The organism is Streptomyces sp. NPDC005784 (assembly GCF_042871525.1).
In the GTDB taxonomy this organism is placed as follows: domain Bacteria; phylum Actinomycetota; class Actinomycetes; order Streptomycetales; family Streptomycetaceae; genus Streptomyces.
In genome coordinates this window covers 662,919-673,673 of sequence record NZ_JBIAIQ010000001.1, presented here as the reverse complement: position 1 = coordinate 673,673, position 10,755 = coordinate 662,919, and the positions used below count along the sequence as shown (strand labels likewise).

Here is a 10,755-nt window from a genome sequence, read left to right as displayed (position 1 = left end):
GGAGGGGCGACAACGGCCACCGGCCGTCCGAGCGCCCGTGAACCTCAACCCCTCTGGGTTGGAATCCCCCTCTTTTAAGAGGGGGAGGATGTCAAATGAAGAAACCCGCCCTGTGGACAGGGCGGGCTCAGAGGGTTCAGAGGGCTCGGGAACTCCGGACGGCTACGGCAGGGTGAGGATCTCCGCGCCGCTCTCGGTGACGACGAGGGTGTGCTCGAACTGCGCCGTGCGCTTGCGGTCCTTCGTCACGACGGTCCACCCGTCGTCCCACATGTCGTACTCGTGCGTGCCGAGCGTGAGCATGGGCTCGATGGTGAAGGTCATCCCGGGCTGGATGACGGTGGTCGCGTTCGGGTTGTCGTAGTGCGGGACGATCAGCCCGGAGTGGAACGACGAGTTGATCCCGTGCCCGGTGAAGTCCCGGACGACCCCGTACCCGAAGCGCTTCGCGTACGACTCGATGACACGCCCGATGATGTTGATCTGGCGCCCCGGCCTGACCGCCTTGATCGCGCGGTCGAGGGACTCGCGGGTCCGCTCCACGAGGAGCCTCGACTCCTCGTCGACGGCGCCGACCAGGTAGGTCGCGTTGTTGTCGCCGTGCACACCGCCGATGTACGCCGTGACGTCGAGGTTGATGATGTCGCCGTCGCGCAGGACCGTGGAGTCGGGGATGCCGTGGCAGATGACCTCGTTGACCGAGGTGCACAGCGACTTGGGGAAGCCGCGGTAGCCGAGGGTCGACGGGTAGGCGCCGTGGTCGCACATGTACGCGTGCGCGACCCGGTCCAGCTCATCGGTCGTCACGCCCGGCGCGATGAGCTTCGCGGCCTCGGCCATCGCCCGCGCGGCGATCCGCCCGGCGATCCGCATCGCCTCGATCGTCTCCGGTGTCTGCACCTCCGGTCCGGTGTACGGCGTGGGGGCGGGCTTTCCCACGTACTCGGGACGCCTGATGTTTCCCGGCACGGGGCGGGTGGGAGAAAGCTCCCCTGGTACGAGCAGCGACTGGCCAGACATGGCAGCGAGTCTAACCAGCGGGCATGGGGGAACATGTCCCTGGCGAAAGGAGCTGGTGATGGCCCTGTTCAAGAAGCGGACGGTCGGCAAGCCCGGCGAGTGGTACTACTGCCTGGAGCACAAGAAGGTCGAGGAGGGCCCCGAGTGCCCGGCCAAGGACCGCTTCGGCCCGTACGCCACCCGCGAGGAGGCCGAACACGCGATGGACATCGCGCGGGAGCGGAACCTCGAGTGGGAGACGGACCCGAAATGGCACGACGCCTCGGGCAAGGCACCGGGCACCGAGGACGAGTGAGGCGCAGGACCCCGGGGTCGGCCGCGACGCCGGGCGCCGTGGGTGACCGGGACAGGGTGCGCCGGAGGTGACTCGGGTGCCGGTCCTGTGACGGACGCGGCACCGTCCTCGGGGACGTCTGTGGCACGGTGCTCCGGGCGATGGCGGGCGGGGGCGCCCGGCCCGAGTCCCGGCGTGGGACGGCACGGGCCCCGCGTCAGGACGTGGTCACCGGGGGCGCGGGCGGGAAGTCCCCGGCTCGCGCGGAGCGCATCCGCAGCGCGTGCTCGTTCGTGCGGTCGTCGTACGACATCAGCTTCGGGAGACCGACGGCGAGCAGCCCCACCGCTCCGACGCAGAGCGCGCCGCCGGCCCAGACCGACGCCCGTACGCTCGTGAGCGCGGCCATGCCGCCGGAGCGCACCTGGCCCAGCTGGGGGCCGATGGAGTACGACAGCAGTTCGATCCCGGCGAGTCGTCCGCGCAGCTCGTCCGGGATCGTCCGGTTCCAGATGGCGGCACGGAAGATGCCGCTGATCATGTCGCAGGCGCCCGCGAGGACGAGGAGGAGCAGCACCAGCCAGACGTCGTGCACCAGGCCGGCGCAGGCCACCGCGAGCCCCCAGCAGGCCGCCGCGAGCGCCACCATCCGCCCGTGCCGGTGCACGCGCGAGGTCCACCCGCTGGTGAGGCTGACGAGCAGCGAGCCGGCGGGGATGGTCGCGTACATCAGCCCCAGCGACCAGGCGGCGTGCAGATCGTCCGCGAGGAACGGCAGCACCGCGAGCGGCATCGCGAAGAACATCGCCGCGAGGTCGATCGCGTAGGTACCCAGGAGTTCCTTGCGGCTCCAGGCGTAGCGCGCGCCCTCGGCGATGGACCGCAGCGACGGTTTCGCCGCCTCGTGCGAGGCGGGCGACGCGGCGATCCCGATCATCATGGCCACCGACACGGCGAACGTCACCAGGTCGACGGCGTAGGCCCAGCCCAGTCCGGCGTACGCCACGACCACACCCGCCAGCGCCGGGCCGGCGACGCCGCCCACCGTCCAGCGCAGCGAGTTGAGCGCGCCCGCGGCCGTCAGGTGTTCGTGCGCCACGATCCGCGGAGTGAGCGAGTCCATCGCGGGGCGCTGGACCGAGCCGAGCGCGGCGGAGAGCGCGGCGACCACGTACAGGGGCCACACCGCGGGATGCGGCAGCGCCGCGTTGCCGAGCAGGGCGGCGCACAGCAGGCCCTGCCCGGTCTCCGTCCAGAGGATCAGCTTCCTTTTGTCCAGGGCGTCGGCGAGCGCCCCGCCGTACAGCCCGAAGACCACGATCGGGATCAGCTCCACGGCCCCGATCGCGCCGACCGCCGCCGCCGACCCGGTGAGCACCTTCATCTGCACCGGCAGGGCGACGAACGTCAGGAAGCTCCCGAAGTTGGTGACGAGCCCCGCCACCCACAGCCGCCGGAAGTCGGCGGAGGTCCGCCAGGGCGCGAGATCGGGCAGCAGGGCACGCCGACGGGAGGTGGGAACGTCATCACTCACGACGGGCCATGCTCGGCGGGGCGAGCACGAGGGGCAACTGGTTTACGGCCCCGGCGCCCGCACCGGCAGCCGGTTCCGGCCAGTCCGGCCCACCGGTGGTGGGTGTGGGGCGCCCCTACTGGCACCGGCGGGAGGCTGCCCCCTGCCACCACTGGTACGACGCCCCTGCTACCACCGGTACGACGGTGGGGCCGTCAGTTGGTCCGCGATGCGGGACAGGCGGTCGCGGAAGCGGTGGCGGCCCCGGGGGGAGGGCAGCGCGTTCTCTCCGGCCGCCGCGCTGACCAGATGCTGAACGGTGTCGAGGTCGAGCTCGGGATCCGGCGGCACCGCGAGCGACTCGTGGGCCAGCGCCGGCAGTTCGCCGTCCCCCCGGGACAGGGCCAGTACCGTCGCCCCGGCCCGCCGGGCGTCGTGCACCCGCTCCAGCAGTGCGGCCCCGGGCGCGTCGGGCGCCACCACGAGCAGCGTCTCCCCGCGCCGGGCCGCCTCGATCCGCCCGAGCCCCACCGCCAGGTGAGCCGGATCCGACTCCCGCGCCCCGTGCCGCACCAGGGTCGGCGACAGCTCCGGCGTCCCGGACCAGGCCGCCTCGTCCACCAGGTGCGCCGCGAGGTGCCAGGGCTCGTACTCCTCCGACCCCACCAGCAGCAACCCGCCGCCGTACGACACCACGGACCCTCGTAGCGTTCCCCCGAACCGCCGTGTCGCCCCCAGCCATTCGGTCCCGGCAAGCACTTCGCGCAGCAACGCGACCCGTACGGCATCCATGGCCGCATCCTGCCGCAACCAGCCACTCGTGACCCGGAGTTCACCACGAATTCGCCCAAGTTGGGCAGAAGTCCACACCACTGACCACACGAGCAACCGCAGCAGGGAGCCCGGCCATGACACAGTCGAGCGCAGAGCCCAGCACCGGCACGGAGACAGGCACGGGCGCGGACACGGGCGCGGACACGGACACGGGCGCGGACACGGACACGGGCGCGGACACGGGCACGGGCGCGGACACGGGCACGGGCACGAGCGCCGGGGTCAGCGTTCCCTTCCGGGCCGGGCGCGAGGGCTACGCCAGCTTCCGGATCCCCGCCGTCGTCGCCACCCGGACCGGTACACTGCTGGCCTTCTGCGAGGGCAGGGTCGGTTCCGCGAACGACCACGGCCACATCGACATCGTGCTCAAGCGGTCCGCGGACGGCGGCCGGACCTGGGGCCCGCTCCAGGTCGTCGCGAACAACGGGGCCGACCTCGCCGGCAACCCCGCGCCCGTCACCCTCGACACCGGCCGCGTCCTGCTCGTACACGTGCGCAGCGCGGCGACCGCGTCCGAGGACGCCCTGCTGCGCGGCAAGGTGAAGGCGGCCGACGGGCGGCGCGTGTGGGTGCAGCACAGCGACGACGACGGGCTCACCTGGTCGGCGCCGAAGGAGATCACCGCGCAGGTGAAGAAGGCGGGCTGGCGGTGGTACGCCACCACACCCGGGCATGCCCTCCAGCTCGGCTCCGGCCGGGTGGTGGTCCCCGGCAACCACACCCTGCCGCCCACGGGTACGGACAACGGCACCGAGGCGAAGTACAACAGCGGCCACTGTCTGCTCAGCGACGACCGCGGCGCGACCTGGTACCTCGGCTACCGCGACGAGAACACCAACGGCTACGTCAACGTCAACGAGACCACCGCCGCCGAACTCCCCGACGGCCGCGTCTACTTCAACGCCCGCAACGACTCCCCGTCGCCGGGCAACCGTGCCGACGCCCACTCCCTCGACGGCGGCAGGACCCTCGTCAAGCCGTTCCGCCCGCAGGCCGGCCTGGTCACCCCCGTCGTCCAGGGCAGCCTTCTCCAGCTCCGCGACCCGGACCTGCTCCTGTACGCCGGGCCCGCGGACCCGGTGTTCCGCGCCCTGATGACGGTCCGCGCCTCGGCCGACGGCGGCACCACCTGGCGGTCCGTGTACACGGTGGACGGGCTGCCCGCCGCGTACTCCGATCTCGTCCGCGTCGACACCACGACCGTCGGACTCCTCTACGAGACGGGCGACTTCGGCGCCTACGAGACGATCACCTTCCGGCGCATTCCGGTGACCGCGCTCGGGTGACCGTACTCACCCGACGGGCTCGGCCACCTGAGGCGCGTGGCCGCGACCCGCGCACGTAAAGTCGGCCCATGACCTCTACTGACAGTGCACAGAAGGCCCCCGCCAAGGACCCCTGGGACCTGCCCGACGTGTCGGGGCTCGTCGTCGGCGTGCTCGGTGGCACCGGTCCGCAGGGCAAGGGCCTCGCCTACCGCCTCGCCAGGGCGGGACAGAAGGTGATCATCGGCTCGCGCGCCGCCGACCGCGCGCGGAGCGCGGCCGAGGAGCTCGGCAACGGTGTGGAGGGAGCCGACAACGCGGAGACCGCGCGGCGCAGCGACATCGTGATCGTCGCCGTGCCGTGGGAGGGCCACGGCAAGACCCTCGAATCGCTGCGCGAGGAACTGGCCGGAAAGCTGGTCGTCGACTGCGTCAACCCGCTCGGCTTCGACAAGCAGGGCGCGTACGCGCTGAAGCCGGAGGAGGGCAGCGCGGCCGAACAGGCCGCCGCCCTGCTGCCCGGCTCCCGGGTCACCGCGGCCTTCCACCACCTCTCCGCCGTGCTGCTCGCGGACCCGGAGATCGAGGAGATCGACACCGATGTGATGGTCCTCGGCGAGGACCGGGCCGACGTCGAGATCGTCCAGGCCCTCGCGGGCCGCATCCCCGGTATGCGGGGCGTGTTCTCCGGCCGGCTGCGCAACGCCCATCAGGTCGAGGCCCTGGTCGCCAACCTGATCTCGGTGAACCGCCGCTACAAGGCACACGCGGGCCTGCGGGTGACGGACGTATAGGACGCGTGGGGGACACTGGTACGAAGCAGTGTCCCCCCGACAGGAGCCGACCCCATGCCCCGCCTCGCTCTCTACGCCCTCGCCGTCTGTGTCCTCTCCGTGGCCGCGGCCGTCGTCTCGTTCGTCCAGGGAAGCTGGCTGGGCGTCGTGTGGGTGCTGCTGGCGGGCCTGTCGTCGAACATGACCTGGTACTACGCGCGGCGGGGCAGGGCGTAGCAGCCGGCCGGGACGTCGGGCCGGTCGGGAAGTCGGGCTGGTCAGAACGTCGGACTGGTCAAGAAGTCGGGCCGGTCAGGACTTCAGGCAGATGTCGTTGTTCGCCTGCCAGAAGCGGTAGAGCCACTGTCCGCAGTCGGCCTCACCCGGGCCGATGCCCAGGCCCCGCAGGATGGCGTCGACCATGTCGAAGAACTCCCGGTTCACCGACGGGATCCACAGCACCGCGAACACGGCGAGCAGACCGAACGGCGCGAACGGCTCCACCTGGCGCTTGACGCCGTACGACAGCCAGGGCTCGATCACGCCGTAGCCGTCCAGGCCCGGGACCGGCAGGAAGTTCAGGATCGCGGCCGTGACCTGGAGCAGCGCGAGGAACGCCAGCGCGTAGCGGAAGGCCGCCGGGACGCCGTCGAGGGCGTGCAGCCAGAACGGCGCGGTGCACACGACGGCGAACAGGACGTTCGTCAGCGGGCCGGCCGCCGAGATCAGGCTGTGCTTCCAGCGGCCCTGGATGCGGTTCCGCTCGATGAAGACCGCGCCACCCGGCAGACCGATCCCGCCCATGATCACGAAGATCACGGGGAGCACGATGCTCAGCAGGGCGTGCGTGTACTTCAGCGGGTTCAGGGTCAGATAGCCCTTGGCGCCGATCGAGATGTCTCCGCTGTGCAGGGCGGTGCGGGCGTGCGCGTACTCGTGGAGACAGAGCGAGACGACCCAGGCCGCCGTCACGAAGAGGAACACGCCCACACCGGGCTGCTCGGCGAATCCGTTCCAGGTCGCCCAGCCGGTCACCGCCATGACGGCCACGATCCCGACGAATACGGGGCTGATCCTCCGGTCGCTGCGGCGGGTCGCGGCGGTGGTCATGGGGCTCCCTGGACTGGCTGGGTCGGTACACGTGTGCTCGGGCCTGCCCGACCGTACCGGGCTCACGCCGAAAACGTCTCGCCATCGGGCATTGGTTCCGTGGAGGGTAGGGGGATGCAACGAAGGAGGCAGTCCCGCGGGGACCGGCGGCGCCGGCCGGTACGGTCCGTACGATCCACCTGGTGCACCAGGACTTCGCGAAGGCCGCCCCCGGCTCGCGTATACCTGGGAACCGGCGCCCGCGTCGCGGTCGTCGGAGGCGGTGGACAGCCCCGAGTGGTCCGGTGAGGGCGGGGCCGGAGTTCTCGCCGAACTCGGCCCACCCGGCCCCCGCACCTGACGTCACCAGAGACAATGGACCCCGTGCGCTATCGCATTCTCGGTACCACCCAGGCACTCCGCTCCGACGGCACGCCCGTCCCGGTCGGCGGGGCGCGGCTGCGTGCCCTGCTGACCGTCCTCGCGCTGCGGCCCGGACGGACCGTTTCCGCGGCCGTGCTGGTCGACGAGGTGTGGGACGGCGACCCGCCCGCGGACGCGCCCGGCGCGCTGCAGGCACTGGTCGGGCGGCTGCGCAGGGCGCTCGGCGCTGACGCGGTGGAGTCGGTCGAGGGCGGTTACCGGCTGGCGGCGGCGTCCGACGACGTCGACCTGCACCGTTTCGAGCGGCTCGCGGGCGAGGGCACCCGTGCCCTCGCCGACGGCGACCCCGCCAAGGCGGCCGCCGTCCTGGAGGACGCGCTCGCCCTGTGGCACGGCCCGGCTCTCGCCGATCTCCCGGACCGCGCCGCCGAGTCGGCCCGTTGGGAGACCCGCCGTCTCGACGTCCGGCGCGCCCGCCTCGCCGCGTCCCTCGCCCTCGGCCACGCCGAACAGGCCCTGCCCGAGCTCACCGCCCTCTGCGATCTGCACCCGCTCGACGAACCGCTGCACGTCCTGCGGCTGCGCGCGCTGCGCGACGCGGGCCGGCTCGCCGAAGCGCTCGCCGCCTACGAATCCGTACGCGAGCTGCTCGCCGACCGCCTGGGCTCGGACCCGGGTCCTGAACTGCGTTCCCTGCACGCGGAACTGCTGGCCGGACCCCGGGACGGGTCCGGAGCCCGCGGCCGGGCGGGTGTGCGTTCCGGCGCCGGAACGCCCCCTGCCGCGGTCCCCGCCTCCGTCGACGGCTCCCTCGCCCCGGCCGCGGACCCCGCAACCTCGACCGACGACACCGGCGTCGGCACCGGCACCCGCCCCGGCACCTCAAGCACCTCAGCCGCAGCCGCAGCCGCCGGCGCGAGCCCGGGCGCGGAGCACCTGGCCCCGGCCGCCGGTCACGCCGCCTCGGACGACGTCCCCGCCCCCGCCGAGGGCAAGGCCGCCCGCGCCCCGCGAGCGGCGTCCGCCTCCCGTACCCGCCCCGCGTCACCGCCGCCCGGCAACCTCCGTGCCCGGCTCACGTCCTTCGTGGGACGGGAGAAGGACATCGATGCCATCCGGGGCGATCTCGCGGGGGCCCGGCTCGTGACGCTGCTCGGGCCCGGTGGGGCGGGCAAGACGCGGTTGTCGCAGGAGGCGGCCGAGGCACTGGCCCCCACGCTGCGGGACGGGGTGTGGCTGGCCGAACTGGCCCCGGTGGACGACCCGAAGGCCGTGCCCGAGGCCGTACTGACCGCCGTCGGCGCCCGCGAGACCGTGCTGCGCGGAGCCGGTGCCGAGGAGATGCGGGCCGTGGCCGACCGGCACGACGACGCGCTCACCCGGCTCGCCGAACACTGCGCCAAGCGCAGCATGCTGATCGTCCTCGACAACTGCGAGCATGTCGTCGACGCCGCCGCGCACCTCGCCGAAGCACTGCTGGAGCGCTGTCCGGGACTGACCGTGCTCGCCACCAGCCGTGAACCCCTCGGCGTACCGGGGGAGTTGCTGCGCCCGGTGGATCCGCTTCCGGAGCCCGTCGCGCTGCGGCTGCTCGCCGACCGGGGAGCCGCCGCCCGGCCCGGCTTCCGTGTGGAGGACGACCATGAGGCCGCCGCGGAGATCTGCCGGCGCCTCGACGGCCTTCCGCTCGCCATCGAACTGGCCGCAGCCCGGCTGCGGATGCTCACCCCGCGCCAGATCGCCGACCGGCTCGACGACCGGTTCCGGCTGCTCACCTCGGGCAGTCGCACCGTGCTGCCCCGGCAGCAGACCCTGCGCGCCGTCGTCGACTGGTCCTGGGACCTGCTCGACGAGGCCGAACGGGACGCCCTGCGGCGGCTGTCCGTCTTCGCGGGCGGCTGCGACCTCGCCGCCGCGGAGGCCGTCTGCGGCCCGGCCGCGCTGGACGTCCTCGGCTCGCTCGTCGACAAGTCCCTTGTCGTCGCGGCCCCTTCGGGCGAAGGGGAGACGCAGATGCGCTACCGGCTCCTGGAGACCGTCGCCGAGTACGCGGGGGAACGCCTCGACGAGTCCGGCGCCCGCCGCGCCACCGAGCGCGCCCACCTCATGTACTACCGCGAACTCGCCCGCACCACCGACCCCCTCCTGCGCGGTCCCGAACAGCGTTCCGGGATCGACCTCATCGAGCGCGAGTACGAGAACCTGCGCACCGCCCTGCGGCACGCGGTCACCGAGCGCGACGAGCAGGAGGCGCTGTGCATGGTGCTCTCGCTGGCCTGGTACTGGCAGATCCGCGACCAGCGCGTCGACGCACGCAACTGGTCCCATGAGGTGATGGCCCTCGGCCCCGACCCCTTCGCACCGCCAGTGCGCCCGGCCGCCCCGCTGTACGAGCGCTGCACGGACTTCCCGCCGCCGATGCGCGAGGAGGTCCTCGAAGAGGCCCGGCGCGGTGTCCACCTCGTCCATCTCGCCTATATGGACATGGACATGGGAGCCTGGCAGACCCCGGAGGCACAGGAGAAGCTCCGCACCATCGGCGCGACCTACGAGCCCGGCATGCCGCAGACCTGCCGTACGCCCGGATACCTCTGGTTCTACGCCGTGCTGCTCACCGGCACGATGGAACGCTTCACCGAGGTGATCAACAAGACGGTCAGCACCTGCCGCGAACTCGGCTACGACTGGGAGTTGGCCACCGCCCTCCAGATGCGCGCCAACATCCTCGCCAACCGCGCCGACATGGCGGGCGACGCCACCGTGGACGCCGACGAGGCACTGGAACTCTTCGGGCGTATCGGTGACGCGTGGGGCGCCGCCGAGTCGCTCTCCGCCCGCGGCGAGGCACATGAACGCAAGGGCGACTACCGGGCCGCCGCCGCGGACTACGCGGAGGCGTCGAAGTACGCCGAGCGGCTGGGCGCGCGCGCCCAGACGGCGGTGCTCAACGTCCGGCTCGGCAGCATGTACCTGGAGTTGGGGGAACCCGAGCGCGGCGAGGGGATGATGCGCGATGTCCTGGCGAACGGACACGGTGCCCACAACGAGGCCCTGCCGGCGGCCCACCTCCTGCTCGCGACCTGGCTCGGCCGCAGTGGCCGGGTCGCCGAGGCGCGCGAGCAGATACGGCTGCTCCGTGAGGACTTCGGGGCCGGATCCTTCGTCCTCTTCGACGGCTTCATGCTCGGCATCGAAGCCTGGCTGGACGCGATCGACGGGCGCAGCGAAAGTGCCCTGGACAAGGCGCGCCTCGCGATGGAACGGTCAACCGACCGGCTGTCGCGGATGATCGCGCCGCACATGCCCTCCGCCCATCTGACCACGGCCGCCATCGCCCTCAGCGGTCTGGACGGCGGCCGTCGGGCCCGGGACGCGGCCCGGCTGCTGGGCGCCGCGGACGCTCTGCTGCCGCCGGGCCACTTCGCCGGTCCCATGGAGGTGGAGGTGCGCGCACGGGCCGAGACGGGCGTGCGGGCCCTGCTCGACGACGGGGTGTACGAGGCGGCATACGCGGAGGGCGGCGGCCTCTCCGTGGAGGAGGCCGCCGCCCTCATCTGAGGCGCGGACGCGAACCGGCGCCCGATGGTCCCGGTGCGTGGGACC

Annotated in this window: 9 protein-coding genes; 5 read left to right on the top strand and 4 right to left on the bottom strand. The window is 72.6% G+C overall.

Going from position 1 to position 10,755, the window contains the following annotated elements:
- Positions 1–162: 162 nt before the first annotated feature.
- A complete protein-coding gene (map, locus tag ACFYR3_RS02945; protein ID WP_355845105.1) occupies positions 163–1,020 on the bottom strand; it encodes a type I methionyl aminopeptidase in 858 nt (285 codons plus the stop codon).
- 58 nt (positions 1,021–1,078) lie between these two features.
- Here map and ACFYR3_RS02940 point away from each other — a divergent pair, with 58 nt between their 5' ends.
- Positions 1,079–1,315, top strand: a complete 237-nt coding sequence (locus tag ACFYR3_RS02940) for a hypothetical protein (RefSeq protein ID WP_355845108.1) — start codon at positions 1,079–1,081, stop codon at positions 1,313–1,315.
- 196 nt (positions 1,316–1,511) lie between these two features.
- On the opposite strand, the gene ACFYR3_RS02935 is transcribed toward ACFYR3_RS02940, so the two are convergent.
- Both ACFYR3_RS02935 and ACFYR3_RS02930 read right to left on the bottom strand, forming a co-directional pair.
- Positions 1,512–2,828, bottom strand: coding sequence for an MFS transporter (locus ACFYR3_RS02935; RefSeq protein WP_355845111.1), 1,317 nt, complete (start codon positions 2,826–2,828; stop codon positions 1,512–1,514).
- Between the two features lie 168 nt (positions 2,829–2,996).
- A complete protein-coding gene (locus ACFYR3_RS02930) occupies positions 2,997–3,599 on the bottom strand; it encodes a hypothetical protein (RefSeq protein ID WP_355845114.1) in 603 nt (200 codons plus the stop codon).
- A 116-nt stretch (positions 3,600–3,715) separates the two neighbouring features.
- Between ACFYR3_RS02930 and ACFYR3_RS02925 the strand changes: the two genes are divergently transcribed.
- The 3 genes from ACFYR3_RS02925 (at position 3,716) to ACFYR3_RS02915 (ending at position 5,916) form a co-directional block, all read left to right on the top strand.
- Positions 3,716–4,927, top strand: a complete 1,212-nt coding sequence (locus ACFYR3_RS02925; RefSeq protein WP_389281204.1) for an exo-alpha-sialidase — start codon at positions 3,716–3,718, stop codon at positions 4,925–4,927.
- A 68-nt stretch (positions 4,928–4,995) separates the two neighbouring features.
- Positions 4,996–5,700 carry an NADPH-dependent F420 reductase gene (npdG, locus tag ACFYR3_RS02920; protein ID WP_355845120.1) on the top strand — a complete coding sequence of 235 codons (705 nt, stop codon included), beginning with the start codon at positions 4,996–4,998 and terminating at the stop codon, positions 5,698–5,700.
- A gap of 54 nt (positions 5,701–5,754) precedes the next feature.
- Entirely contained in the window at positions 5,755–5,916 is a 162-nt protein-coding gene (locus ACFYR3_RS02915) for a hypothetical protein (RefSeq protein WP_167347425.1), read from the top strand.
- A 75-nt stretch (positions 5,917–5,991) separates the two neighbouring features.
- Here ACFYR3_RS02915 and ACFYR3_RS02910 read toward each other — a convergent pair whose 3' ends face one another.
- On the bottom strand, positions 5,992–6,789 hold the full coding sequence (locus tag ACFYR3_RS02910; RefSeq protein ID WP_355845123.1) for a site-2 protease family protein: 798 nt from the start codon (positions 6,787–6,789) through the stop codon (positions 5,992–5,994).
- Between the two features lie 354 nt (positions 6,790–7,143).
- On the opposite strand from ACFYR3_RS02910, the gene ACFYR3_RS02905 reads away from it, so the two are divergent.
- Positions 7,144–10,710: a BTAD domain-containing putative transcriptional regulator gene (locus ACFYR3_RS02905; protein WP_389281202.1), complete on the top strand. Its 3,567-nt coding sequence runs from the start codon at positions 7,144–7,146 to the stop codon at positions 10,708–10,710.
- Positions 10,711–10,755 lie beyond the last annotated feature (45 nt).

Coding starts and splice junctions, on each gene's coding strand:
- map (WP_355845105.1), bottom strand. CDS start 1,020: ATGTCTGGCCAGTCGCTGCTCGTACCAGGGGAGCTTTCTCCCACCCGC.
- ACFYR3_RS02915 (WP_167347425.1), top strand. CDS start 5,755: ATGCCCCGCCTCGCTCTCTACGCCCTCGCCGTCTGTGTCCTCTCCGTG.
- ACFYR3_RS02925 (WP_389281204.1), top strand. CDS start 3,716: ATGACACAGTCGAGCGCAGAGCCCAGCACCGGCACGGAGACAGGCACG.
- npdG (WP_355845120.1), top strand. CDS start 4,996: ATGACCTCTACTGACAGTGCACAGAAGGCCCCCGCCAAGGACCCCTGG.
- ACFYR3_RS02905 (WP_389281202.1), top strand. CDS start 7,144: ATGGACCCCGTGCGCTATCGCATTCTCGGTACCACCCAGGCACTCCGC.
- ACFYR3_RS02930 (WP_355845114.1), bottom strand. CDS start 3,599: ATGGATGCCGTACGGGTCGCGTTGCTGCGCGAAGTGCTTGCCGGGACC.
- ACFYR3_RS02910 (WP_355845123.1), bottom strand. CDS start 6,789: ATGACCACCGCCGCGACCCGCCGCAGCGACCGGAGGATCAGCCCCGTA.
- ACFYR3_RS02940 (WP_355845108.1), top strand. CDS start 1,079: ATGGCCCTGTTCAAGAAGCGGACGGTCGGCAAGCCCGGCGAGTGGTAC.